Raw genomic sequence first — 25,845 nt, forward strand, 5'->3', positions numbered from 1 at the left:
TGCCGCAAAGGGTTACGGCGCGGTCTCAGGTGTCACCGCGTATTCAGGAGAGACACGTACCCGACCGCCGACGCCTGCGGACCCGCGCACGGTTGCGCCTACGAGGCCCACGGCCCTGGTCCCGCGGTATCGGGACCGGGTCGGACGGTCATGCCGTGTTATGCGGCTTTCAACCAAAGAGCGTAGTACAGCGTTCACATATCGGCCAGTGCGGAAGTACCGGACAAAGCACACTCTTACAGACTTCTAACGCGCTTACGGACTTCTCACGTGCTCACGGGCCTCTAACGCGGGACCCGGACCACGCCCTCCTGGATGACCGAGATCGCGAGCTGTCCGTCCTGGGTGTAGATACGGGCCTGACCGAGCCCGCGGCCGCCGTGCGCGGACGGTGACTCCTGGTCGTACAGCAGCCACTCGTCGGCGCGGAACGGGCGGTGGAACCACATCGCGTGGTCCAGCGAGGCGCCCACGACGTCGCCCACGGCCCAGCCGCCGCGGCCGTGCGCGAGCAGCACCGAGTCGAGCAGCGTCATGTCGGAGACGTACGTGGCGAGCACGACATGCAGCAGAGGGTCGTCGTCGAGCTTGCCGTTGGTGCGGAACCACACCTGGGAGTGCGGTTCGCGCGGCTCGCCGAACTTCCCGTACGGCGGCTCGTCGACATAGCGCAGGTCGACCGCCTCGCGCGCCTGAAGGAACTTCTCGACGATCGTGCGGTCGAGGTGCTCGTAGCCGCGCAGCCGCTCCTGGGAGGTGGGCAGCGTCTCCGGAGCGGGTGCGGGCGGCATGGGGATCTGGTGGTCGAGGCCGTCCTCGTACGCCTGGAAGGACGCGGACAGAGTGAAGATCGGCCTGCCGTGCTGGACGGCGACCACCCGGCGGGTGGTGAAGGAGCGGCCGTCGCGGATCCGCTCGACGTTGTAGACGATGGGCGCGCCCGGGTCGCCCATGCGCAGGAAGTACGCGTGCAGCGAGTGGGCGAGCCGGTCGGCCGGGACCGTGCGTCCGGCGGCGACCAGCGCCTGGGCCGCGACCTGCCCGCCGAAGACCCGCGGGACGACGGCGGACCGGGACTGGCCGCGGAAGATGTTCTCCTCGATCTGCTCGAGGTCGAGCAGATCGAGGAGCTCCTGGAGTGCCTGGCTCATGGGAGAAGGTTGTACCGGCCAGTGATGTCGTGGGCCTTACAGACCCATGTCCTTGGCGATGATCGACTTCATGATCTCGCTGGTGCCGCCGTAGATGCGGTTGACGCGGTTGTCCGCGTACAGGCGGGCGATCGGGTACTCGTTCATGAAGCCGTAGCCGCCGTGCAGCTGGAGGCAGCGGTCGATCACGCGGTGGGCGACCTCGGTGCAGAAGAGCTTGGCGGAGGCGGCCTCGGCCGGGGTCAGCTCACCGGCGTCCAGGGCCTCCGTCGCGCGGTCGGCGACGGCCTCGGCCGCGTCCACCTCGGCCTGGCAGGCGGCCAGCTCGAACTTGGTGTTCTGGAAGGACGCGACGGTCTGGCCGAAGACGGTGCGCTGCTGGACGTAGTCCTTGGCGAACCGGACGGCGGCCTTGGCCTGCGCGTAGGCGCCGTAGGCGATGCCCCAGCGCTCGGAGGCGAGGTTGTGGCCGAGGTAGTAGAAGCCCCGGTTCTCCTCGCCGAGCAGGTCCTCGACCGGGACCTTGACGTCGACGAACGCCAGCTCGGCGGTGTCGGAGGTCTTCAGGCCCAGCTTGTCGAGCTTGCGGCCGACGGAGTAGCCCTCGGCCTTGGTGTCCACCACGAAGAGGGAGATGCCGTGGCGGCGGTCCTCGGCGGTGGGCGCGGCTGTGCGGGCGCAGACGATCATGCGGTCGGCGTGCACACCGCCGGTGATGAAGGTCTTGGCGCCGTTGAGGACGTAGTGCGTGCCGTCCTCGGAGAGCTTGGCGGTGGTGCGCATGCCCGCGAGGTCGGAGCCGGTGCCCGGCTCGGTCATCGCGATGGCCCACATCTCCTCGCCGGAGACGAACTTCGGCAGGAAGCGCTTCTTCTGCTCGTCGGAGGCGAGCAGCTTGATGTACGGCAGGCCGAGCAGCACGTGCACGCCGGAGCCGCCGAAGGTGATGCCGGCGCGGGCGGTCTCCTCGTAGAGGACGGCCTCGAACTTGTACGAGTCGATACCGGCGCCGCCGAACTCCTCGTCGACACGGATGCCGAAGACGCCGAGCTCGGCGAGCTTGTAGTAGAAGTCGCGGGGCGCCTGGCCGGCGGCGAGCCACTCGTCGTACACGGGCACGACCTCGGCCTCGATGAAGGCGCGAATGGTCTCCCGGAACGCCTCGTGATCCTCGTTGAACAGCGTACGGCGCACTCCGCCACCTCCACGTACTTCGGCATGTCTAAGCGCTTGCTCAGACTCCCAAGATACCGGCGAGTACGTTCATACGTCCAGGGTGACCTTCCCCACCCGTTCGGCTCAGCCTCCGGCCTTGCCGTAGCGGCGGAACGCGGAGGTGTCCACGATCCAGGGGCCGAACGGCACCGAGTCGCCGAAGATGTACGCGTCCTTGCGGGCGTAACGGCCCTTGCACGGATCGGAGTGCACCTCGATCGTGCCGGTGCGAGGGTCGACGATCAGGTAATGAGCGATGCCCATGGCCGGGTAGTCCGACAGCTTGTCGATGTAGTCGTTGTTCGGGTTGGAGGGCGAGACGATCTCGACGACCGCCAGCACCTGCGTCGCGTCGACGGCGACGCCCTCCTCGTCGAGGACCGCCTCGGGGATCACCACCGCATCGGGGAGGCGCATGCGGCCGATCGCGGGGTGTTCGATCTCCGGGCCAGTGGCGCAGATGTAGTCCGGATGAGTGACAGGCAATTGCTTGTTGAGTTGCTCGCGGATGCGGTGGGTTGTGCCCTCGTGCCGCTTCGACGGGCACATCATGGCCAGTATCGGACCCGACGGCCCGATCTCGACGCTCCAAGTCCCTTCGAGGTGCTCGGCGTAAGCCCCGAGTTCCACGGCGATCGCCCGCATCTTCGCGTAGTCCATGCCCATGCCCCCAGCGTACTGAGACAAACCGGCACCGACCCGCCCCTGACTCAGTCGGTGGCCTCCGCCGCCGCGAACGCCCCCCGGGCCATCCGGTGCAGCAGTTCCGCCGTGTCACCGCGGCCGGGGAGGGAGCCGGGGCGGCCGAGGTGGGGTGTGGAGTTCAGGAGGCCGAAGACCGAGTGCACCGCCGACCGGGCCGACGGTTCCGCCAGGCCCGGGTACACCTCCCGCACGACCTCCACCCACAGCTCGACGTACTGCCGCTGGAGCTGGCGCACCAGCTTGCGGTCGCTGTCCCGGAGGCGGTCCAGCTCGCGGTCGTGCAGGGTGATCAGGGGGCGGTCGTCGAGGGCGAAGTCGATGTGGCCCTCGATGAGGGAGTCGAGGACCGCCGAGGGACCGGCCGCGCCGTCGGCCTCCGCCAGGCGCCGCTTCGCCCCGGTCAGCAGCTGACCGCTGATCCCGACCAGAAGCTCCGCGAGCATCGCGTCCTTGCCCGCGAAGTGCCGGTAGAGACCGGGGCCGCTGATACCGACCGCGGCCCCTATCTCGTCGACTCCGACGCCGTGGAAGCCGCGCTCGGCGAAGAGCCGAGCGGCCTCCCTGAGGATCTGCTCACGGCGGGTGGGGGCGTCGGTTCTGGTGACCATGCAGGCAATTCTAGACAGGGAGGTTAGCGGTCGTTAACCTGAAGGAAATGGTTAACGCTCATTAACAGTCGATCGCTGGGTGAGGGGACCGCAGGATGCAAGAGGCACCGGAGCTGACGAGCGCGGCAGATCCCGCGTCGGAGGCCTGGCGAGCCAACGAGGAAGCCCACCTCGCACTCGTCGGGGAGCTGCGCGGCAAACTGGCCGCGGCGGCGCTCGGCGGCGGCGAGAAGGCGCGCGCCCGGCACACCGCGCGCGGCAAGCTGCTGCCGCGCGACCGCGTGGACACGCTGCTGGACCCGGGCTCACCGTTCCTGGAGCTCGCGCCGCTGGCGGCAGAGGGGATGTACGACGGCCAGGCCCCGGCCGCGGGCGTCATCGCCGGGATCGGGCGGGTCAGCGGGCGCGAGTGCGTGATCGTCGCCAACGACGCCACCGTCAAGGGCGGGACGTACTACCCGATGACGGTCAAGAAACATCTGCGCGCGCAGGAGGTGGCCCTGGAGAACCGCCTCCCCTGTGTCTACCTCGTCGACTCCGGCGGCGCCTTCCTGCCCATGCAGGACGAGGTGTTCCCGGACCGCGAGCACTTCGGGCGGATCTTCTACAACCAGGCCCGGATGTCCGGCGCGGGCATCCCCCAGATCGCCGCCGTCCTCGGGTCCTGCACCGCCGGTGGCGCGTACGTCCCGGCGATGAGCGACGAGGCGGTGATCGTCCGCAACCAGGGGACGATCTTCCTGGGCGGGCCCCCGCTGGTGAAGGCCGCCACCGGTGAGGTGGTGAGCGCCGAGGAGCTGGGCGGCGGCGAGGTCCACTCCCGGATCTCCGGAGTCACCGACCACCTCGCCGAGGACGACGCCCACGCCCTGCGGATCGTGCGGAACATCGTCGCCACGCTTCCCGCGCGCGGGTCCCTTCCCTGGGAGGTCCGGCCCGCCGTCGAGCCGAAGGTCGACCCCTACGGGATCTACGGCGCCGTACCCGTGGACTCCCGCACCCCCTACGACGTACGCGAAATCATCGCGCGTGTGGTCGACGGCTCCCGTTTCGCGGAGTTCAAGTCCGAGTTCGGGCAGACGCTGATCACCGGGTTCGCCCGGATCCACGGCCACCCGGTCGGGATCGTCGCCAACAACGGCATCCTGTTCTCCGAGTCGGCCCAGAAGGGCGCCCACTTCATCGAGCTGTGCGACCAGCGCGGTATCCCGCTGGTGTTCCTGCAGAACATCTCCGGCTTCATGGTCGGCAGGGACTACGAGGCCGGCGGCATCGCCAAGCACGGCGCCAAGATGGTGACGGCGGTCGCCTGCACGCGCGTGCCGAAGCTGACGGTGGTGGTCGGCGGTTCGTACGGCGCGGGGAACTACTCGATGTGCGGCCGGGCCTACTCCCCGCGCTTCCTGTGGATGTGGCCCAACGCCAAGATCTCCGTCATGGGCGGCGAGCAGGCCGCCTCCGTCCTCGCGACCGTCAAGCGGGACCAGCTGGAGGCGCGCGGCGAGGTGTGGCCCGCGCAGGAGGAAGAGACCTTCAAGGCACCCATCCGCGCGCAGTACGAGCGGCAGGGCAACGCCTACTACGCCACGGCCCGGCTCTGGGACGACGGCGTGATCGACCCGCTGGAGACCCGTCAGGTGCTGGGCCTCGCCCTGACCGCCTGTGCCAACGCGCCCCTGGGAGACCCCCAGTTCGGCGTCTTCCGGATGTGAGGAGGGGAACCGTGTTCGACACAGTACTCGTGGCCAACCGGGGCGAGATCGCCGTACGCGTCATCCGTACGCTCCGCTCGCTGGGCGTGCGCTCGGTGGCCGTCTTCTCCGACGCCGACGCCGACGCGCGGCACGTACGGGAGGCCGACACGGCGGTACGGATCGGTCCGGCGCCGGCCGCCGAGAGCTATCTGTCGGTGGAGCGGCTGCTGGAGGCCGCCGCCCGCACCGGCGCCCAGGCGATCCACCCGGGGTACGGCTTCCTGGCGGAGAACACCGGGTTCGCGCGCGCGTGCGCCGAGGCGGGGCTGGTCTTCATCGGCCCGCCCGCGGACGCGATCTCCCTCATGGGCGACAAGATCCGCGCCAAGGAGACGGTGCGGGCGGCCGGGGTGCCGGTCGTGCCCGGCTCCAGCGGGGGCGGGCTGACCGACGCCCAGCTGGCCGACGCGGCCCGGGAGATCGGTGTGCCCGTGCTGCTCAAGCCGTCGGCGGGCGGTGGCGGCAAGGGCATGCGCCTGGTGCGCGAACTGTCGGTGCTCAAGGAGGAGATCGCCGCGGCCCGCCGCGAGGCGCGCGCCTCCTTCGGTGACGACACGCTCCTGGTGGAGCGCTGGGTGGACCGCCCCCGGCACATCGAGATCCAGGTCCTGGCCGACGGCCACGGCAACGTGGTGCACCTGGGCGAGCGCGAGTGCTCTTTGCAGCGCCGGCACCAGAAGATCATCGAGGAGGCGCCGAGCGTGCTCCTCGACGAGGAGACCCGGGCCGGGATGGGCGAGGCCGCCGTGCAGGCGGCGCGCTCGTGCGGATACCGGGGCGCGGGCACGGTGGAGTTCATCGTGCCGGGCGGCGACCCGTCGTCGTACTACTTCATGGAGATGAACACCCGTCTCCAGGTGGAGCACCCGGTCACGGAACTCATCACCGGGCTCGACCTCGTGGAGTGGCAGCTGCGGGTGGCGGCGGGCGAACGGCTGCCGTTCGCGCAGGAGGACATCCGGCTGACCGGCCACGCGGTCGAGGCCCGGATCTGCGCCGAGGACCCCGCGCGCGGGTTCCTGCCGTCCGGCGGCACGGTGCTGCGGCTGCGCGAACCCCAGGACGACGGCCTGCGCACCGACTCCGGGCTCAGCGAGGGCACCGAGGTGGGCAGCCTGTACGACCCGATGCTGTCCAAGGTGATCGCGTACGGCCCCGACCGGGAGACCGCGCTGCGCAGGCTGCGGGCCGCGCTGGCGGAGACGGTCACGCTGGGCGTGCAGACCAACGCGGCGTTCCTGCGGCGGCTCCTCGCCCATCCGGCGGTCGTCGCGGGCGAGCTGGACACGGGGCTGGTGGAGCGGGTGGTGGACGAACTCGTCTCCACGGACGTTCCGGAGGAGGTGTACGAGGCCGCGGCGGCCGTACGCCTGGAGGGGCTGAAGCCTCGGGGCGAGGGCTGGACCGACCCGTTCTCGGTGCCGAGCGGCTGGCGGCTCGGCGGCACCCCGAAGTCGGTCGGCTTCCACCTGCGGGTGCAGGACCCGGTGGAGTACGTCCCACGCGGTACCCACACCGTCACCGCGGACTCGGTGGCCGTCACCCTCGACGGGGTCCGCCACACCTTCCAGCGCGCCGCCGACTGGATCGGTCGCGACGGCGAGGCCTGGCACGTGCGCGACCACGACCCGGTGGCCGCGTCCCTCACCCGGGCCGGGCACGCGGGCGCCGACTCGCTCACCGCGCCCATGCCGGGCACGGTCACGGTTGTGAAGGTGGCCGTCGGTGACGAAGTGACCGCCGGGCAGAGCCTGTTGGTGGTCGAGGCAATGAAGATGGAGCACGTCGTCTCCGCCCCGCACGCCGGCACGGTCGCCGAGCTGGACGTGAAACCCGGCACGACGGTCGCCATGGACCAGGTGCTGGCGGTCATCGCGCCGCACGAGGAAGAAGGAGCGGCTCAGTCATGACAGCCGAGCCCGAGCAACTCCCCATGGTCGTACCGGCCTCGGACCTGCCCCAGCGGGTGCGGATCCACGAGGTGGGCGCACGCGACGGCCTGCAGAACGAGAAGCTGGCCGTACCGACGGAGATCAAGGCGGAGTTCATCCGCCGCCTGGCCGACGCGGGCCTGACGACCATCGAGGCGACGAGCTTCGTGCACCCCAAGTGGGTGCCCCAACTCGCGGACGCGGAGCAGCTGTTCCCGCTCGTCCAGGAGCTGAAGGGTGTGCACCTGCCGGTCCTCGTGCCCAACGGGCGCGGGCTCGACCGCGCGCTGGCCCTGGGCGCGGACCGCGTGGCCGTCTTCGCCAGCGCGACCGAGTCCTTCGCCAAGGCCAACCTCAACCGGACGGTGGACGAGTCGCTCGGCGTCTTCGCGCCGGTGGTGGCCCGCGCGAAGGAGACGGGCGCCCATGTGCGCGGCTATGTCTCGATGTGCTTCGGCGACCCCTGGGAGGGCGCGGTCCCCATCCACCAGGTCGTGCGCGTGTGCAGGGCGCTGATGGACATGGGCTGCGACGAGCTGAGCCTCGGCGACACGATCGGGGTCGCGACCCCGGGTCATGTCCTCGAACTCCTCTCCGTGCTCAACGAGGAGGGCGTGCCGACCAATGTGATCGGCGTGCACTTCCACGACACCTACGGCCAGGCACTGGCCAACACCTATGCGGCACTGGAACACGGGGTCACGACGATCGACGCCTCCGCGGGAGGCCTCGGCGGCTGCCCCTACGCCAAGTCCGCGACCGGCAATCTCGCCACCGAAGACCTCGTCTGGATGCTGCAGGGCCTCGGCATCGACACCGGGGTCGACCTCGGCCGTCTCGTCGCCACCAGCGTGTGGATGGCCGCCCACCTGGGCCGACCCAGCCCGTCCCGCACCGTACGCGCCCTGTCCCACAAGGAGCAGTGATCACCATGGACCACCGACTCTCCCCCGAACTCGAGGAACTCCGCCGCACGGTGGAGGAGTTCGCCCACGACGTCGTGGCGCCGAAGATCGGTGACTTCTACGAGCGGCACGAGTTCCCTTACGAGATCGTCCGCGAGATGGGCCGCATGGGCCTGTTCGGGCTGCCGTTCCCGGAGGAGTACGGCGGCATGGGCGGCGACTATCTGGCGCTCGGCGTGGCGCTGGAGGAGCTGGCCCGGGTGGACTCGTCGGTCGCGATCACGCTCGAGGCCGGAGTCTCGCTCGGTGCCATGCCGATCCATCTCTTCGGCACCGAGGAGCAGAAGCGCGAGTGGCTGCCCCGGCTGTGCAGCGGCGAGGTACTGGGCGCGTTCGGGCTCACGGAGCCGGACGGCGGCTCGGACGCGGGCGCGACGCGTACGACGGCCCGTCTCGACCCGGAGACGGACGAATGGGTGATCAACGGCTCGAAGTGCTTCATCACCAACTCCGGCACGGACATCACTGGGTTGGTGACGGTCACGGCGGTCACCGGCCGCAAGCCGGACGGCCGGCCGCGGATCTCCGCGATCATCGTCCCGTCGGGCACGCCCGGCTTCACCGTGGCGGCGCCCTACTCGAAGGTGGGCTGGAACGCCTCCGACACCCGTGAGCTGTCCTTCTCGGACGTCCGTGTCCCGGCGGCCAATCTGCTGGGCGAGGAGGGCCGCGGCTATGCGCAGTTCCTGCGCATCCTCGATGAGGGCCGTATCGCCATCGCGGCGCTCGCGACCGGTCTGGCGCAGGGCTGTGTGGACGAGTCGGTGAAGTACGCGAAGGAGCGGCAGGCCTTCGGCCGGCCGATCGGCGCCAACCAGGCGATCCAGTTCAAGATCGCCGACATGGAGATGAAGGCCCACACGGCCCGCCTCGCCTGGCGCGACGCGGCGAGCCGGCTGGTCGCCGGCGAGCCCTTCAAGAAGGAGGCGGCCCTGGCCAAGCTCTACTCCTCCACGATCGCGGTCGACAACGCCCGCGACGCCACCCAGGTGCACGGCGGCTACGGCTTCATGAACGAGTACCCGGTGGCCCGGATGTGGCGCGACTCCAAGATCCTGGAGATCGGCGAGGGGACCAGCGAGGTGCAGCGGATGCTGATCGCCCGGGAGCTGGGACTGGTCGCCGGCTGAGGCCGCCGTACCCGATTCCAGCCGTACCGGCACCCGCACGGGGTGCCGGTACGGTGGCGTTTCCCGCCCGACCCAGTGTCCGATGCATCCGATGGAGACCTCTGTGAAGCGCACCCCCCATATCGTCACGGTTTTCGCACTCGGCGCCGTCCTCGCCGGCGCAGCCACCGCCTGCTCCACCGAGAGCACCGCGAAGCCGGACGGGATCGGGGTCGCGGAGAAGCTGCCCGACGACACGGACAAGGCACGGTCGAAGCAGAACGCCGCGGACTTCAGGTCCTGGGTCGAGGAGCACGGAACCGCGGAGCAGAAGACCGCCACCACCCGCGTCGACCGCATCCTCGGCGAGTGGAACGAGCAGACGGGCAACGCGTACATATCCACCGACATCAACGGCGGGAAGACACAGGTGGCAGACCCCGAGGCGGCAGCCACCGCGATCGCCAGGGCCTTCGCCTCCTGGAAGGACGCGAAGGAAGGGTACGCGTCCGTCTACGACGTCTACGGCAACGCCGTCATCACCAACTACAAGTTCTGACGGCCGCGTTGGCGATCGGGGCGAGGAGCGGCGGGACACGGGCGGCTCACTCGCCCGGCTCCGGCCCGCCCTCTGGACAACTAGTTAGGTTAGGCTAACCTAGCTTCGAACTTGTCCGGCGGGCGCTTCGCCCCGGTCGAAAGCAGTCATACCCATGTCCTGTGCCCGTGCCACCCAACTCACTCGCCGCGGCATCCTCGCCGCGGGCGGCGCCCTCGGACTCGGTGCCGCACTCACCGCCTGCGGGGACGACAAGGGCGAAGACGCGGGCTCGGGCGAGCAGGCGAAGGCCGCCGAGTCCGGCCCCTGGACCTTCAAGGACGACCGCGGCACGACCGTGAAGCTGGACAAGGTCCCGGCGGACATCGTCGCGTTCACCGGTGTCGCCGCCGCCCTCCACGACTACGGCATCCCGGTCAAGGGCGTGTTCGGCCCGACGAAGACCAAGGACGGCAAGGCCGATGTCCAGGCCGGCGACATGGACGTCAGCAAGGTCACGGTCCTCGGCAACACCTGGGGCCAGTTCAACGTCGAGAAGTACGCGGCCCTCGCCCCGGACGTGCTCATCTCCACCATGTTCGACTCGACGGGCACCCTCTGGTACGTCCCCGACGAGTCCAAGGACAAGATCGCCAAGCTCGCCCCGAGCGTCGGCATCTCCGTCTACGACCGCCAACTCACCGCGTCCCTGCAGCGCATGTGGGAGCTCGCCGATTCGCTCGGCGCCGACCTGAAGGCCGCCGCGGTCACCGACGCGAAGAAGCGCTTCGAGGACGCCGCCGCCCGGCTGCGCGCCGCAGCCAAGGCCAAGCCCGGCATCAAGGTGATGGCGGGTTCCGCGAGCGCCGACCTCTTCTACGTCTCCGGCACCAACCTCTCGATCGACCTGGAGTACTTCAAGGCCCTCGGCGTGAACTTCGTCGAGCCGCCGGAGAGCGCCAAGAAGCAGGGCGGCGGCTGGTACGAGTCGCTGAGCTGGGAGAACGTCGACAAGTACCAGGCCGACATCATCATGATGGACGACCGCTCCTCGACCATCCAGCCCGCCGACATCACCAAGGCGACCTGGAAGAAGCTGCCCGCGGTCAAGGCGGGCCAGGTCATCGCCCGCTCCCCCGAGCCGATCCTGTCGTACGACAAGTGCGTGCCGCTGCTCACCGTCCTCGCCGAGGCACTGGAGAAGGCCAAGAAGGTCACCTGACCCCGGCTTCCCTGCCCTCCCCAGGAGCACACCTTCCTGAATCCCAGGAGCACCCATGACGACGGCCGTGGCCACCCCGTTCCGCTTCTTCTCCCTCCGGGTCGCACGGACGAGGCGGCTCGGCCCGTCCCTGGTCCGGGTCACCTTCACCGGGTCCGACCTGCACGCGTTCCAATCCCACGGGCGGGACCAGTCCCTGTCCCTGTTCCTGCCGCACCCCGGCCAGACCGAGCCCGTCGTACCCGTCGACCTGGGTGACGGCTGGTGGCAGGCGTGGCGTGAACTCCCGGACGGGGTACGGGCTGTGATGCGCTCGTACACTCTGCGAGCCCTGCGCCGGGACCCCGACGAGGTGGACATCGACTTCGTACTGCACAGCCCGTCGGGGCCCGCCTCACGCTGGGCCGCCGGGGCCACCACCGGTGACCGCGTCCTCCTCCTCGGCCCGGCGATCGCCGACAACCGCGCGATCCGCTTCCGGCCCCCACAGGACACCGACCTCGTCCTCATCTGGGGCGACGAGACCGCCGTACCCGCCGTCTCGGCCATTCTCGAGTCGCTTCCGGCCGGCACGACCGTCCGGGCCTGGCTGACGGTGCCATACGCGGGTGACATCCAGGGCGTGGCGACCGAGGCGGACGCCCACATCGCCTGGTTCGTGGGTGACGACGGCTCCCCCATGGCCGTCGACGCCGTACGGACCGCTCAACTGCCGCCCGCCCAGCGGCCGTACGCCTGGATCGCGGGCGAGTCCGGCCAGGTGAAGGACCTGCGCCGCCATCTCGTGGCCGAGCGCGGGATCGACCGGCGGCGTGTCACCTTCGTCGGCTACTGGCGGCGGGGGCTGACGGAGGAACAACTCCGCGTGGCGGAGTAACTCCCTTCGACGTGACGGCAGTCATGGGAGGAGTGAGACCTCCCCCGCATTACTTAGGTTAGGCTAACCTAAGCTAAACCGGCACGGACCGTCCCCCGGAGGACCCCCACATGCGCTCGCACCTGCTCAATGACCTCACCGCGGAGCACTACCGCCGCTCCGTGACCGAAGGAGTAGAGCGGGTGGCGGCCAAACTCGCCACCACCGACCGTCCGTTCACCGGCGTCACGGTCGACGCCCTGGCCCGCCGCATCGAGCGGATCGACCTCGACAGGCCGCTGCACGACACCACAGCCGCCCTGGACGAGCTGGAGGAGGTCTACCTCCGCGACGCGGTCTACTTCCACCACCCCCGCTACCTCGCCCACCTCAACTGCCCGGTCGTCATCCCGGCGGTGCTCGGCGAGGCGGTCCTCTCCGCGGTCAACTCCTCGCTCGACACCTGGGACCAGTCGGCCGGCGGCACCCTCATCGAGCGCAGGCTCATCGACTGGACGGCCGCCCGCATCGGCCTCGGCCCGGCCGCCGACGGCGTGTTCACCTCCGGCGGCACCCAGTCCAACCTCCAGGCGCTGATGCTGGCCCGCGAGGAGGCCAAGGCCGGGCGGGCAGGGTGGGAACATCCGGCCTCCCCCGCGACACTGCGCGTCTTCGTCTCCGAGGCCGGCCACTTCAGCGTGACGAAGTCCGCGCAACTCCTCGGCCTCGGCCCGGACGCGGTGGTCACCGTCCCCGTCGACCACGACAAACGCATGCAGACCGTCGCGCTCGCCCACGAGCTGGAGCGCTGCCGGGACGACGGCCTGGTCCCCATGGCCGTCGTCGCCACCGCCGGCACCACCGACTTCGGGTCCATCGACCCGCTGCCCGAGATCGCCGAGCTGTGCGCCCAGTACGGCGTGTGGATGCATGTCGACGCCGCCTACGGCTGCGGGCTGCTCACCTCCCGCAGACACCGGGACCGCATCGACGGCATCGAGCGCGCCGACTCGGTCACCGTCGACTACCACAAGTCCTTCTTCCAGCCGGTGAGTTCCTCCGCCGTGCTGGTCCGCGACTCCGCCACGCTGCGGCACGCGACCTACCACGCGGAGTACCTCAACCCGCGCCGCATGGTTCGCGAGCGCATCCCCAACCAGGTCGACAAGTCCCTGCAGACCACCCGCCGTTTCGACGCCCTCAAACTGTGGATGACCCTGCGCGTGATGGGCGCCGACGGCATCGGCGAGCTCTTCGACGAGGTCTGCGACCTGGCCGCCGAGGGCTGGGAACTGCTCGCCGCCGACCCGCGCTTCGACGTCGTCGTGCGGCCGTCCCTGTCCACCCTCGTCTTCCGCTACATCCCGGCGGCCGTCACCGATCCGGCCGAGATCGACCGCGCCAACCTGTATGCCCGCAAGGCCCTGTTCACCTCCGGCGACGCCGTGGTCGCGGGCACCAAGGCGGGCGGCCGCCACTACCTGAAGTTCACCCTCCTCAACCCCGAGACGCGGGCGACCGACATCGCCGCCGTCCTCGACCTGATCGCCGGCCACGCCGAGCAGTACCTGGGAGAGTCTCTTGACCGTGCGTCCTGAAGCCCCGAACAAGACCTACGACCTCGTGGGGATCGGGCTCGGCCCCTTCAACCTCGGCCTCGCGTGCCTCACCGAGCCGATCGCCGAACTGGACGGAGTGTTCCTCGACTCGAAGCCCGACTTCGAGTGGCACGCCGGAATGTTCCTCGACGGCGCCCATCTGCAGACCCCGTTCATGTCGGACCTGGTCACGATGGCCGACCCGACCTCGCCGTACTCCTTCCTCAACTACCTGAAGGAGAAGCGCCGGCTGTACTCGTTCTACATCCGGGAGAACTTCTATCCGCTCCGGGTCGAGTACGACGACTACTGCCGCTGGGCCGCGGGCAAGCTGAGCAGCGTCCGCTTCGGTACGACGGTCACCGAGGTGACGTACGAGGACGATCTGTACGTCGTGCGCACCGAGGCCGGCGACACCTTCCGCGCCCGTCATCTGGTCCTCGGCACGGGCACGGTCCCCTTCGTTCCCGACTTCTGCCGGGATCTGTCCGGCGACTTCATTCACACCGCGCAGTACCTGCCCCGCAAGGCGGAACTGCAGGCGAAGAAGTCCCTCACGATCGTCGGCAGCGGCCAGAGCGCCGCGGAGATCTACTACGAACTCCTCTGTGAGATCGACGTCCACAACTATGAGCTCAACTGGGTCACCCGCTCCCCGCGGTTCTACCCGCTGGAGTACACCAAGCTGACCCTGGAGATGACGTCCCCGGACTACATCGACTACTTCCGCGCGCTGCCCGAGGAGACCCGCTACCGGTTGGAGAAGCAGCAGAAGGGCCTCTTCAAGGGCATCAACTCGAACCTGATCGACTCGATCTTCGACCTGCTCTACCAGAAGAACGTCGAGAGCGGCGACCGCCCGGTCCGCACCCGTCTGCTGGCCAACTCCTCGCTGACGACCGCCGTTCACGCGGACGGCGCGTACACGCTCGGCTTCCACCAGGACGAGCAGGGCAAGGACTTCGAGATCCGCACCGAGGGCCTGGTGCTGGCCACCGGCTACCACTACGAGCCGCCCGCCTTCCTCGCCCCGCTCCACGACCGCCTCCGCTTCGACGGCCACGGCCGCTTCGACGTCGCCCGCAACTACGCGATCGACGTGACGGGCCGCGGGGTGTTCCTGCAGAACGCCGGCCTGCACACCCACAGCGTCACCAGCCCCGATCTGGGCATGGGCCCGTACCGCAACAGCCACATCATCCGCGAGCTGCTCGGCACCGAGTACTACCCGGTCGAGAAGACGATCGCGTTCCAGGAGTTCGCCGTATGAAGTTCACCTTCCGCCCGCTCGACCCCCTCAAGGACGCCGAGCTGCTGCACGCCTGGGTCACACATCCCAAGGCCGCCTTCTGGATGATGCGGGACGCGAAGCTGGAGGACGTCGAGCGCGCCTACATGGAGATCGCGGCCGACGAGCACCAACACGCCCTCCTCGGGCTGCTCGACGGGGAGCCCGCCTTCCTCATGGAGACGTACGACCCCGCCCACCGCGAGCTGGTGGGGCTGTACGAGCCCGAGCCCGGGGATGTCGGCATGCACTTCCTGGTGCCGCCGACGCAGACGCCCGTGCACGGGTTCACCAGGGCCGTCATCACCGCCGTGGTGGCGCGCCTCTTCGAGGATCCGGCGACCGCCCGGATCGTCGTCGAGCCGGATGTGCGCAACGCGGCGGTGCACGCCCTGAACGACGTCGTCGGGTTCGTGCCCGAGCGGGAGATCCAGAAGCCGGAGAAGAAGGCGCTGCTGAGCTTCTGCACGCGGGAGCGGTTCGAGAAGGCGGTGGCGGCATGAGCCTCGCCGACGCCGTGGCCCATCTGTCCCCCGAGCGCTGGGAGACGGCCAACCGTCTGCTCGTGCGCAAGGCGCTCGCCGAGTTCGCCCACGAGCGGCTGATCACGCCCCGGCAGGACGGCGACGCGTACATGGTCCACAGCGACGACGGCCTCACCCATTACCGGTTCACGGCCACCCTCCGCGCCCTCGACCACTGGCAGGTCGACGCCGACTCGATCACCCGCACCCGCGACGGCGCCGAACTCCCGCTTGCCGCCCTCGACTTCTTCATCGAGCTCAAGAAGGCGCTGGGCCTGAGCGACGAGATCCTGCCGGTCTACCTGGAGGAGATCTCCTCCACCCTCTCCGGCACCTGCTACAAGCTCACCAAGCCGCAGATCCCGGTGGCCGAGCTGGCACGAAGCGGCTTCCAGGCGATCGAGACCGGGATGACCGAGGGCCACCCCTGCTTCGTCGCCAACAACGGGCGGCTCGGCTTCGGCATCCATGAGTACCTGTCGTACGCCCCGGAGACCGCGAGCCCCGTCCGGCTGATCTGGCTCGCCGCGCACCGCTCACGGGCGGCGTTCACGGCGGGTGCGGGCATCGAGTACGAGACCTTCGTACGGGAGGAGTTGGGCGCGGAGACGGTCGAGCGGTTCGAGGGTGTCCTGCGCGAGCAGGGGCTCGACCCGGCCGACCATCTCCTCATACCCGTCCACCCCTGGCAGTGGTGGAACAAGCTCACCGTCACCTTCGCCGCCGAGGTCGCCCGCGGGCATCTCGTCTGCCTGGGCGAGGGCGACGACGAGTATCTGGCCCAGCAGTCCATCCGGACCTTCTTCAACCGGTCCCACCCCGGGAAGCACTATGTGAAGACGGCCCTGTCCGTGCTCAACATGGGCTTCATGCGCGGGCTCTCCGCCGCCTACATGGAGGCGACCCCGGCGATCAACGACTGGCTGGCCCGGCTGATCGACAACGACCCGGTGCTGAAGTCGACCGGGCTGTCGATCATCCAGGAGCGCGCGGCCGTCGGCTACCGGCATCCGGAGTACGAGGCGGCGACCGACCGGTACTCGCCGTACCGCAAGATGCTGGCCGCGCTGTGGCGCGAGAGCCCGGTTCCCTCCCTCCAGGAGGGCGAGTCGCTCGCCACCATGGCCTCCCTCGTCCATGTGGACCACGAGGGCGCGTCCTTCGCGGGCGCCCTGATCGAGAGGTCCGGGCTGGCGCCCGCCGAATGGCTGCGGCAGTACCTGCGGGCGTACTACACGCCCCTGCTGCACAGCTTCTACGCCTACGACCTGGCCTATATGCCGCACGGCGAGAACGTGATCCTGGTGCTGAAGGACGGCGTGGTCCGGCGCGCGATCTACAAGGACATCGCCGAGGAGATCGTGGTGATGGACCCGGACGCGGTGCTGCCGCCCGAGGTGCGGCGGATCCGGGTCGAGGTGCCGGAGGACACGAAGCTGCTGTCCGTCTTCACGGACGTCTTCGACTGCTTCTTCCGCTTCCTCGCGGCGAACCTCGCCACCGAGGGGATCCTGGAGGAGGACGGCTTCTGGCGTACGGTCGCGGAGGTCACCCGCGAGTATCAGGAATCGGCGCCCGAACTCGCCGACAAGTTCCGGCAGTACGACCTGTTCGCGCCGGAGTTCGCGCTGTCCTGCCTCAATCGACTTCAGTTGCGCGACAACCGGCAGATGGTGGATCTCGCGGACCCCTCCGGCGCGCTCCAACTGGTCGGCACTCTGCGCAATCCCCTCGCGGGACGGTAGGAAGGCAGGCCCTCACGAACCGGCGGGCACCCCGGAGTACGGTCCTCCGGGGTGCCCGTCAGGCTTGTCTCAACTCGTCGGCCAGGGCACCTGGGGAGACTTGTAGTACGTGATGCCGAGTGCGTCCCAGCGCGGGCCCTGCGCGGCCAGCCGCACCTTGTAGGCGTCCCAGCCGTGCGTGGCCGCGGGTGACCAGCCCAGCTCGGCGGCGCCCGCGAGCCGTGGGAAGGCCATGTACTCGATGTCCGCGGAGTCGGTGATGGTCTCGGTCCACAGCGGGGCCTCCACGCCCCGCACGGCCGACGCGGGGACTCCGGCGAGGTAGTCGCCCGGGTCCCAGTCGTACGACCGCTTCACCTCGACCAGGCCGGCCCAGTCCTGGCCCAGCGGGGTGTCCTCGGTGTACTTCATGTCGAGGTAGATCCGGTCGGCCGGGGACAGGATCAGCCCGGTCCCGTTCCGCGCGGCCTTGGCGACCTGGGCCTTCTCCTCGGCGCTGGTGTCGTCCAGGCCCCAGTACTGGGCCAGGGCGCCCGGGGCGGGGGTCGCTCCGGTCAGCTGGTGCCAGCCGATCACCGTCTTGCCGTACTTGGCGACGACGGGCTGCACCTTGTCCATGAAGGCCACGTAGTCGGCATGGCTGGTGGAGTGCGCCTCGTCGCCACCGATGTGGAGATAGCGGCCCGGGGTGAGCGCGGCCAGTTCGCGGACGACGTCGTCCACGAAGTCGTAGGTGATCTTCTTCGGCACGCACAGCGAGCTGAAGCCGACGTCGGTGCCGGTGTAGAGCGGGGGCGCGACGCCGTCGCAGTTCAGGTCGGCGTACGAGGCCAGGGCCGCGTTGGTGTGGCCGGGCAGGTCTGTTTCGGGGACGACGTCGAGATAGCGGGAGGCTGCGTAACGGACGATCTCCCGGTACTCGGCCTTGGTGTAGTGGCCGCCGGGGCCGCCGCCGACCTGGGTGGAGCCGCCGTAGGTGGCAAGGCGCGGCCAGGAGTCGATCGCGATGCGCCAGCCCTGGTCGTCGCTGAGGTGCAGATGCAGCTTGTTGATCTTGTAGAGGGCGAGTTCGTCGATGTAGCGCTTGACCTGGGCGACGGTGAAGAAGTGCCGGGACACGTCGAGCATGGCGCCCCGGTAGGCGTAGCGCGGTGAGTCCTGGACGGTGCCGCCGGCGACCAGCCAGGGGCCGGGCTGCACGGACTTCTTCTCCACGGCCGCGGGCAGCAGCTGGCGCAGGGTCTGGACGCCGTGGAAGAGGCCTGCGGGTGCGCTCGCGGTGATGGTGACGCCGCCGCGGCCGCTGTCGAGGCGGTAGCCCTCCGCGCCGAACACGCCCTTGGCGAGGCGGAGTCGGATGCCGCCGCGCCCGTTCGCCGTCACCGGGACGGGATAGCCGGTGGACGGCCGCAGGACGGCGGCAAGGTACTCGCCGACCCGGCGGGCCTCGCCGGAGCCGGTGACGCTGATGCGGGTGCCACGGGTGATGCGGTACGGGGATCCGCCCGGGGTGACCGACGCGGGTGCCGGCACCACCCGGTCGAGCGGGGTGGGGGTGGCTCTCGGCGACGGTGCCGCGCCGACGGTGAAGGCGCCGGCCGCGGCCACGAGGAGCAGGGATCCGAGGATGCGGGCCATACGGGGAGTCGTTCTGGGGTGCCGTCTCACATGCGCTCCCTTCGGAATTGGTAGAGACCACTCTCTCGCAGAACCGATGAAACAATCCCCTCATGGCGGAAATCATCCAGAAGGACGGCACGTGGGCCTTCGACGCCGACGCCCTTCGACTGACCCCGGGCCGGGACAAGAACGTGAGTCTGCTGCGCAGGACCCTGGGGGAACTCGTGGTCCCCCTGGGGGCGTTGGCCGGCATCTCGTTCGAGCAGGGAAAGAAGTCGGGGCGGCTGCGACTGCGGCTGCGCGACGGCGCCGACCCGCTGCTGCACGCGACCGGCGGCCGCCTCGCCGAGACCGACGACCCCTATCAGCTGACGGTCGAGTCCGACCGCTACGGCGTCGCCGAGTACTTCGTGGACGAGGTGCGCAACGCGCTGCTCCTGGACGGGGTTCCGGCCGACCCGGTGACCGAGTATCTGCTGCCCGGCCCGTCGGTTCCGCTCTCCGTCTCCGCCAGGGACGGCACGGCGGGCTTCGACGGCGAGCAGGTGCGCCTGGAGTGGAACTGGAAGACCGAGGACGCCAAGGCCGCGGCGGGCGCCCGCACGCTCGCCGTCACCGACATCGACGCGGTGGAGTGGCAGCCCGCGGCCGGCCTGGAGAACGGCCATCTGCGCTTCACGGTGCGGGGCGCGCCGACCAAGGCACCGCCGAAGTACGACCCCAACTCCGTGGAGCTGTGGGGCTTCAAGAAGGACCCGCTGATGGCGCTGGTCGCGGCGGCCGTGCAGGCACGGCTGCCGCACCCTCGGCCGCCGCCGCGACGGAGGTGCGGCCGCAGCTGCCCGAGGTCCCGCAGCAGCGGACCGCGCCCACGATCGAGGACGACCACGACGCGCTGCTGCGGCGGCTGCGTGAGCTGGGCGAGCTGCACCGCACGGGTGTCCTGACGGACGACGAGTTCGCCCTGGCCAAGCGGGCGATCCTCAAGCGCATGTGAGGACCGCCCGCCGTGTCCGGGTGCGCCCCGCCTGCGGGGCGCGGCCGCGGTCACTTCGCCCGGCGTGCCACCGTGAAGTGGTCGATCCGGTCACCGGTCTCGGCGATGCCCGAGACCTTCAGGGTGGTGTAGCGGCCCTTCGGCGCGGGGGTGACGTCCACGCGCAGGAAGGAGTAGTTGAGGTAGCGGACGCGGGACCAGGTGACGGTCTCGTTCTGCTTGCCGTCCTTGACGCAGATGAACGAGGCGACGGAGTCCACCTCGTGCTCGTGGCCCTCGTAGGAGTCCGGGGCGCTGAAGGCGTACAGGCTGCGGCCGGCCGCGCCCGCCGTCACGTAGACCACGCCCTCGGTGTCCGAGTACGCCGTGCCGCCGATCGGCAGCTTCTTGGTGACCTCGTTGCCCTTGATGACGTCCGTGCGCTCGTACTGGTGGTTGTGGCCGTTGATCACGAGGTCGACCTGGTACTTGTCGAACAGCGGCACCCACTCCTGGCGCACACCCCCCTCCGAGGCGTGCGCGGTGGAGGTGCAGTAGGCGCAGTGGTGGAAGAACACGATGATGAAGTCGATGTCCTTCGAGGCGCGGAACTTCTTCAGCTGCGCCTCGAACCATGTGGTCTGAGTACCGCCCGAGATGCCCAGGTTGGCCGGGATCTCGAAGGAGACGTCGTTGGGGTCCAGCGAGATGATCGCCGTGTTGCCGTAGACGAAGGAGTAGACGCCCGGCAGGTTCTTCGGGTCCGGACCGTTGTCCGGGAGCGTCCAGCGGGCCTCCTCGCCGCCGTAGCCGTTGGGCGAGTACCAGGCCTCCATGTCGTGGTTGCCGTAGCTGACCATCCACGGGATCTGCTTGGCGACCGACTCGGTCTGGTACAGGAACTGGTCCCAGGTGCGCGAGTCGAAGCCGGTGTCGGTGGTCTTGCCCTGGCCGGCCGGGTCGCCGTAGGCGATGTCGCCGGCGTGCAGATGGAAGGCCGGGTTCTGACCGAGGATCAGGCTGTCGTTGGCCAGGGCGTGGTAGCTGACGCCCTGGTCACCGAAGGCCGTGAAGGTGAACGGCTGCTCGCGGTCGGGGGCGGTGGTGAAGGTGCCCAGGGTGCCGGTGAGGTGCCGCTCGGCCGGGTCGAAGCCCTGGTGGCCGACGCCGTAGTAGTAGGTCTTGCCGGGGCGCAGATGGGTGAGCCTGGCGTGCAGGTAGTACTGCGTGTGGTCACCGCTCGCGCCGACGCCGGCCGGGGTGTAGAGGGTGCGTACCTCGGCCTCGATCTTGCGGGAGAGGTCCCAGGGGTGGGCGCCGATGCGGATGAAGGGCTTCTTCACGGCGACCGGGACCTGCCACGAGATGGTCATCTCGGTGCGCGGGTCGTTGCCGTAGGCGAGGTGGCGGCCGAAGGGGGCGACAAGGGCGCCGTCGACCATCTCGGCGGCCGGGGCGGTGGACTGGGCCGGAACGGCGGCCTGGGCGGTCCCGCCCGGGACGAACGCGCCACCCGTGACGGCGCCCAGCGTGACGGCCCCGCCTCTCATCATCGTGCGCCGCGAGAATCTGGCGCGCAGATACTCGTGCTGCTCGGCCATGCTCATGCGCTCGGCCAGCTTCTCGGGTACTCCCATACGAGGAATGTCCATGGCGTCTGAAACTCGTCTCCAGAGGCGACGAGACGCAAGACACAGGATGGACAGATCACGAACAGGGATCCATGAGAGATTCAATGTTCGCCCAAGGATTTTCAACACATCCGTGCCCGCAACCGGGCAGGATTCTTGCGAAACCGGCGCCGGTGCCCCAGGATCTACCGGGTGCACGACGAACTTGTTGATCATCTCGCGCGGTCCACGCCCCTGAGCCGGGGCGAGGCGCTGCGTGTGATCCAGGACGTGCTCGCCTACTTCGACGAGACGACCGAGGACTTCGTCCGTCGCCGCCATCGCGAGCTGCAGGCCCAGGGCCTGGTGAACGCGACGATCTTCGAACGGATCGAGGCGGACCTGAGGTACCGGGCGGTGGCGCCGCCCGAGCTCACGCTCAGACAGCTGCGCCGCATGGTCTACGGCTGAGAACCAGTCGGAACAACAGAACGACAGGCTGAGGGATACCTATATATGTGCGGAATTGTCGGATACATCGGGAAGCGTGATGTGGCCCCGCTGCTCCTGGAGGGCCTGCAGCGCCTGGAGTACCGCGGCTACGACTCCGCGGGCATCGTCGTCACCTCCCCGAAGACGGCCGGCCTGAAGATGGTCAAGGCCAAGGGGCGGGTCCGTGACCTGGAGGCCAAGGTCCCGGCGCGTTTCAAGGGCACCACCGGTATCGCCCACACCCGCTGGGCCACCCACGGCGCCCCGTCCGACGTGAACGCCCACCCGCACATGTCGGCCGACCAGAAGGTCGCCGTCGTGCACAACGGCATCATCGACAACGCCGCCGACCTGCGCCGCAAGCTGGAGGCGGACGGCGTCGAGTTCCTCTCCGAGACCGACACCGAGGTCCTCGTCCATCTGATCGCCCGCTCCCAGGCGGAGTCCCTGGAGGAGAAGGTCCGCCACGCGCTCCGGGTCGTCGAGGGCACGTACGGCATCGCCGTCATGCACGCCGACTTCTCGGACCGCATCGTGGTGGCTCGAAACGGCTCCCCGGTCGTCCTCGGCATCGGCGAGAAGGAGATGTTCGTCGCATCGGACATCGCCGCGCTGGTCACCCACACCCGCCAGATAGTCACGCTCGACGACGGCGAGATGGCCACCCTCAAGGCCGACGACTTCCGCACGTACACCACCGAGGGCACCCGCACCACGGCCGAGCCGACCACCGTGGAGTGGGAGGCCGCCTCCTACGACATGGGCGGCCACGACACCTACATGCACAAGGAGATCCACGAGCAGGCCGACGCCGTGGACCGCGTGCTGCGCGGCCGTATCGACGACCGCTTCTCCACCGTGCACCTCGGTGGCCTGAACCTGGACGCCCGCGAGGCGCGCCGGATCCGCCGGGTGAAGATCCTCGGCTGCGGCACCTCGTACCACGCCGGCATGATCGGCGCCCAGCTGATCGAGGAGCTCGCCCGCATCCCCGCGGACGCCGAGCCCGCCTCCGAGTTCCGCTACCGCAACGCCGTGGTGGACCCCGACACGCTGTACATCGCGGTGTCGCAGTCCGGTGAGACGTACGACGTGCTGGCCGCCGTCCAGGAGCTGAAGCGCAAGGGCGCCCGGGTGCTCGGCGTGGTCAACGTGGTCGGCTCGGCGATCGCCCGCGAGGCGGACGGCGGCATCTACGTGCACGCCGGCCCCGAGGTCTGCGTGGTCTCGACGAAGTGCTTCACCAACACCACGGTCGCCTTCGCCCTGCTCGCCCTGCACCTCGGCCGCACCCGTGACCTCTCGGTCCGCGACGGCAAGCGGATCATCGAGGGCCTGCGGAAGCTGCCTGCGCAGATCTCCGAGATTCTCAAGCAGGAGGAGGAGGTCAGGCAGCTGGCCGAGGAGTACGCCGAGGCCCGCTCGATGCTCTTCATCGGCCGCGTCCGGGGTTACCCGGTGGCCCGCGAGGCCTCCCTGAAGCTCAAGGAGATCACCTACATCCACGCCGAGGCCTACCCGGCCTCCGAGCTGAAGCACGGCCCGCTCGCCCTGATCGAGCCCGCCCTGCCGACGGTCGCGATCGTCCCGGACGACGACCTGCTGGAGAAGAACCGCGCGGCCCTGGAGGAGATCAAGGCCCGCAGCGGCAAGATCCTCGCGGTGGCCCACCAGCAGCAGGAGAAGGCCGACAAGACGATCGTCGTCCCGAAGAACGAGGACGAACTGGACCCGATCCTGATGGGCATCCCGCTCCAGCTCCTCGCCTACCACACGGCAAAGGTCCTGGGCAGGGACATCGACAAGCCGAGGAACCTCGCCAAGTCGGTGACGGTGGAGTAGGAAATCCCCGCGCCGGCGGCAGCGACAATCGAGCAACCCCTACGGCGAGCCACCACGTTCGCGAGAGCGGCGCCGGTTCAGGCGCAAAGAGGGAACGGACCCCCACGTGTTGCCACCAAGCACGGGGGGTCCGCTCATGTTCACCGGGGGCGCCCAACTCCCCGGCATCGGCTGCCATTTAGCCGGTGGCCGTCACTCCCCGGCCGGCAGCGCGCCTAGGAAGTGCGGTCGGCCAGTGGGCAAGCGCCGCGGTCGCCGCGTACCACGCAACCGCACCCGCGGCCACGCCCACCCAGCCGCCGACTTTGGTGAGAGCCGAACTGTCCGCGAACCGGGCCACGGCCAGGACGAGCATCGACAGGAACAGCAGCCCGTGCATGCCCTGACCGAGCATGTCACCGCCCGCGAGGGTCAACGACAGTGCCACGAGGGCGAACAGGAGCAGGAAGAGCCCGGCGGCGTTGTCGGACATCTGGTTCCCGGCCGAGACGGCCCAGGTGAACCAGAGTGCGCCGAGCGCCGAGAAGGCCGTACCGGTGGCGTTGTCGCGGTCGCGGAACGCCAGCAGACCGGCGACGAAGAGCGCAACGCCGCCTACGTAGTGGGCCAGTGAGACGGCGTCGGTCGCCGTCACGCCGTCGATCACATCGGTGTATCCGAGTCCGAACGCCAACAGGGTGATTCCGAGGGCGAGTCGGCCGACGACGGTGGTGGTGCTTCCCGCAGAGACGTCGTTGTCCACGGCGGGCTCCCTTCATGCATGTGCGGTTGTGCGGTGACCGATACATGCCCTTCACAAGGGCACAAACAACATCTACGCGCGAGTAGATTCGGGCACTGCGCAAAGGGAGTTGACGGCGCGTGGAGAGGCTACGGAATGACCACCACGGGACGCTTCGCCCGCTTGGCGAGCCGTCCGGCGACGGAGCCGAAGATCCGGCCGACGATGCCGTGGGTGGACCCGACGACGATCGCGTCGGCCTCGTACTCCCGCCCGACCTCTTCGAGTTCGTGGCAGATGTCACCGCCGCGCTCGACGAGGATCCACGGCACCTCGGACAGATAGTCCGCACAGGCGAGTTCCAGCCCCAGCACCTCGGTGCGGTGGTCCGGTACGTCGACGAAGACGGGTGGCTCGCAGCCGGCCCACACCGTGGTGGGCAGCCGGTTGGCGACATGAACGATGATCAGGCCCGACCCGGAGCGATGGGCCATGCCGATCGCATAGGCCAGGGCGCGCTCGCTCGACGTGGAACCGTCGAAGCCGACGACCACGCCGTGCTTGAAAGCTGGGTCGCAGGATGGGCGTGACTCTTCCGCCGCCAGGGGCTCGTCCGCCGTGGGGTCGGCGACGTTCCGCTTGCGGTCCGCGGGTTCGAAGAATTCGTGACCGGCCATGAGTGTCTCGGCGTTTGGATCCTCGTGGATGGGGACGACAGTGTGCGGCGGAGCCGTGTCCGGGAAACATCTTCCCAACCCCATACCCCCAAGGGTACGGCGGCACGCCTCCTTAGCCCAGAGCCAGTGCACGCTCCGTAGGGGATCCCTCGAAGCCCGGTAGGGGTTCACCGGAGCATGCACGAGCCGCGCCCGTAACGCAATGGTTGCTGCCCCGTACAGGCGGTTTGCACAGGATTCAAACAACTGCGCTCCGTCCGACGGGTACACACAGTGACCGACGGATCGAACGCGCGTTGACTCCATGGAGCCACCGCCCGGGGAGCGTCCCGGGGAGCCGCAGGGAGAGCGACATGTCCGGACCGCGCGCCACCACCGAACGGCGTCCCGCGCCGGACACCGTGAGCGAACTGGTCCGCTGGGCGGCCTTCAGCTGCACCCTCGTCCCGGTGGTGCTTCTCTGGTACGGCACCTCGCTCGCCGGCGCCACCGGCACCGCGCTCGGCCTCGCCGCCCTCACCGGCGCCTGCCGCTTCCTGCTGCGCCACTCCGAGCGCTGCGCGTCCCACAGAGGCGGACGTCACAGCAAGCCGAATACACCGGTCGACTGACCGGTTTCCGCGCACACGGACGTATCTTTTCAGCCAACTTCTGGACCCTGTGCAAGAGGTGCCCCAACCACCCCCCAACCCCCGTTC

General features: G+C 69.4%; 22 protein-coding genes and 1 pseudogene. 15 read left to right on the forward strand and 8 right to left on the reverse strand.

Annotation, left to right across the window (positions count from 1 at the left end; translation table 11 throughout):
* Positions 1-284 precede the first annotated feature (284 nt).
* From tesB to N8I87_RS14785, 4 genes are all read right to left on the reverse strand, one after another.
* Positions 285-1,151, reverse strand: a complete 867-nt coding sequence (gene tesB / locus N8I87_RS14770; protein ID WP_263209002.1) for an acyl-CoA thioesterase II — start codon at positions 1,149-1,151, stop codon at positions 285-287.
* Positions 1,152-1,187: 36 nt separating this feature from the next.
* Positions 1,188-2,345 (reverse strand): acyl-CoA dehydrogenase family protein, encoded by a 1,158-nt coding sequence (locus N8I87_RS14775; RefSeq protein ID WP_263209004.1) that lies wholly within the window; start codon positions 2,343-2,345, stop codon positions 1,188-1,190.
* Between the two features lie 105 nt (positions 2,346-2,450).
* Entirely contained in the window at positions 2,451-3,026 is a 576-nt protein-coding gene (locus tag N8I87_RS14780) for a Uma2 family endonuclease (protein WP_263216472.1), read from the reverse strand.
* Positions 3,027-3,076: 50 nt separating this feature from the next.
* Positions 3,077-3,679, reverse strand: a complete 603-nt coding sequence (locus N8I87_RS14785) for an SACE_7040 family transcriptional regulator (protein ID WP_263209006.1) — start codon at positions 3,677-3,679, stop codon at positions 3,077-3,079.
* 95 nt (positions 3,680-3,774) lie between these two features.
* Here N8I87_RS14785 and N8I87_RS14790 point away from each other — a divergent pair, with 95 nt between their 5' ends.
* The 11 genes from N8I87_RS14790 (at position 3,775) to N8I87_RS14840 (ending at position 17,209) form a co-directional block, all read left to right on the forward strand.
* Complete coding sequence (locus tag N8I87_RS14790) at positions 3,775-5,391, forward strand: carboxyl transferase domain-containing protein (protein WP_263209007.1); 1,617 nt, start codon at positions 3,775-3,777, stop codon at positions 5,389-5,391.
* 11 nt (positions 5,392-5,402) lie between these two features.
* The gene (locus N8I87_RS14795; RefSeq protein WP_263209009.1) at positions 5,403-7,343 is read left to right on the forward strand and encodes an acetyl/propionyl/methylcrotonyl-CoA carboxylase subunit alpha; all 1,941 of its coding nucleotides are present in this window, start codon (positions 5,403-5,405) and stop codon (positions 7,341-7,343) included.
* On the forward strand, positions 7,340-8,290 hold the full coding sequence (locus tag N8I87_RS14800) for a hydroxymethylglutaryl-CoA lyase (RefSeq protein WP_263209010.1): 951 nt from the start codon (positions 7,340-7,342) through the stop codon (positions 8,288-8,290). The genes N8I87_RS14795 and N8I87_RS14800 overlap by 4 nt, the downstream gene beginning before the upstream one ends.
* Positions 8,291-8,295: 5 nt before the next feature.
* Positions 8,296-9,459, forward strand: coding sequence for an acyl-CoA dehydrogenase family protein (locus tag N8I87_RS14805; RefSeq protein WP_263209012.1), 1,164 nt, complete (start codon positions 8,296-8,298; stop codon positions 9,457-9,459).
* Positions 9,460-9,550: 91 nt separating this feature from the next.
* On the forward strand, positions 9,551-9,997 hold the full coding sequence (locus tag N8I87_RS14810; RefSeq protein ID WP_263209013.1) for a hypothetical protein: 447 nt from the start codon (positions 9,551-9,553) through the stop codon (positions 9,995-9,997).
* A gap of 154 nt (positions 9,998-10,151) precedes the next feature.
* Positions 10,152-11,198 (forward strand): ABC transporter substrate-binding protein, encoded by a 1,047-nt coding sequence (locus N8I87_RS14815; RefSeq protein ID WP_263209014.1) that lies wholly within the window; start codon positions 10,152-10,154, stop codon positions 11,196-11,198.
* A gap of 55 nt (positions 11,199-11,253) precedes the next feature.
* Positions 11,254-12,075 carry a siderophore-interacting protein gene (locus N8I87_RS14820; protein ID WP_263209016.1) on the forward strand — a complete coding sequence of 274 codons (822 nt, stop codon included), beginning with the start codon at positions 11,254-11,256 and terminating at the stop codon, positions 12,073-12,075.
* Positions 12,076-12,185: 110 nt separating this feature from the next.
* Positions 12,186-13,652 (forward strand): lysine decarboxylase DesA, encoded by a 1,467-nt coding sequence (gene desA / locus N8I87_RS14825; protein WP_263209018.1) that lies wholly within the window; start codon positions 12,186-12,188, stop codon positions 13,650-13,652.
* Positions 13,636-14,922, forward strand: a complete 1,287-nt coding sequence (locus tag N8I87_RS14830) for a lysine N(6)-hydroxylase/L-ornithine N(5)-oxygenase family protein (RefSeq protein WP_263209020.1) — start codon at positions 13,636-13,638, stop codon at positions 14,920-14,922. Before desA ends, N8I87_RS14830 begins: the two co-directional genes overlap by 17 nt.
* The gene (locus tag N8I87_RS14835) at positions 14,919-15,443 is read left to right on the forward strand and encodes a GNAT family N-acetyltransferase (RefSeq protein ID WP_263209022.1); all 525 of its coding nucleotides are present in this window, start codon (positions 14,919-14,921) and stop codon (positions 15,441-15,443) included. Before N8I87_RS14830 ends, N8I87_RS14835 begins: the two co-directional genes overlap by 4 nt.
* Positions 15,440-17,209: an IucA/IucC family protein gene (locus N8I87_RS14840; RefSeq protein WP_263209024.1), complete on the forward strand. Its 1,770-nt coding sequence runs from the start codon at positions 15,440-15,442 to the stop codon at positions 17,207-17,209. The genes N8I87_RS14835 and N8I87_RS14840 overlap by 4 nt, the downstream gene beginning before the upstream one ends.
* A 69-nt stretch (positions 17,210-17,278) precedes the next feature.
* Here N8I87_RS14840 and N8I87_RS14845 read toward each other — a convergent pair whose 3' ends face one another.
* Positions 17,279-18,847 (reverse strand): beta-N-acetylhexosaminidase, encoded by a 1,569-nt coding sequence (locus N8I87_RS14845; protein ID WP_263209025.1) that lies wholly within the window; start codon positions 18,845-18,847, stop codon positions 17,279-17,281.
* Positions 18,848-18,939: 92 nt separating this feature from the next.
* Here N8I87_RS14845 and N8I87_RS14850 point away from each other — a divergent pair.
* Positions 18,940-19,826 (forward strand): annotated as a pseudogene (locus N8I87_RS14850) (DUF4429 domain-containing protein).
* Between the two features lie 50 nt (positions 19,827-19,876).
* On the opposite strand, the gene N8I87_RS14855 reads toward N8I87_RS14850, so the two are convergent.
* Positions 19,877-21,442 (reverse strand): purple acid phosphatase family protein, encoded by a 1,566-nt coding sequence (locus N8I87_RS14855; RefSeq protein WP_263209027.1) that lies wholly within the window; start codon positions 21,440-21,442, stop codon positions 19,877-19,879.
* Between the two features lie 186 nt (positions 21,443-21,628).
* On the opposite strand from N8I87_RS14855, the gene N8I87_RS14860 reads away from it, so the two are divergent.
* Together N8I87_RS14860 and glmS are read left to right on the forward strand one after the other, a co-directional pair.
* A complete protein-coding gene (locus N8I87_RS14860; protein WP_263209029.1) occupies positions 21,629-21,886 on the forward strand; it encodes a hypothetical protein in 258 nt (85 codons plus the stop codon).
* 45 nt (positions 21,887-21,931) lie between these two features.
* Positions 21,932-23,749, forward strand: coding sequence for a glutamine--fructose-6-phosphate transaminase (isomerizing) (gene glmS / locus N8I87_RS14865; protein ID WP_263209031.1), 1,818 nt, complete (start codon positions 21,932-21,934; stop codon positions 23,747-23,749).
* Between the two features lie 178 nt (positions 23,750-23,927).
* On the opposite strand, the gene N8I87_RS14870 is transcribed toward glmS, so the two are convergent.
* Both N8I87_RS14870 and N8I87_RS14875 read right to left on the reverse strand, forming a co-directional pair.
* Complete coding sequence (locus N8I87_RS14870) at positions 23,928-24,491, reverse strand: GPR1/FUN34/YaaH family transporter (protein WP_263209033.1); 564 nt, start codon at positions 24,489-24,491, stop codon at positions 23,928-23,930.
* Between the two features lie 128 nt (positions 24,492-24,619).
* Positions 24,620-25,147 (reverse strand): universal stress protein, encoded by a 528-nt coding sequence (locus N8I87_RS14875; RefSeq protein WP_263209035.1) that lies wholly within the window; start codon positions 25,145-25,147, stop codon positions 24,620-24,622.
* 353 nt (positions 25,148-25,500) lie between these two features.
* On the opposite strand from N8I87_RS14875, the gene N8I87_RS14880 reads away from it, so the two are divergent.
* Positions 25,501-25,758 (forward strand): hypothetical protein, encoded by a 258-nt coding sequence (locus tag N8I87_RS14880; protein WP_263209037.1) that lies wholly within the window; start codon positions 25,501-25,503, stop codon positions 25,756-25,758.
* The last annotated feature ends 87 nt before the right edge of the window (positions 25,759-25,845 follow it).

Source organism: Streptomyces sp. HUAS 15-9, assembly GCF_025642155.1.
In the GTDB taxonomy this organism is placed as follows: domain Bacteria; phylum Actinomycetota; class Actinomycetes; order Streptomycetales; family Streptomycetaceae; genus Streptomyces.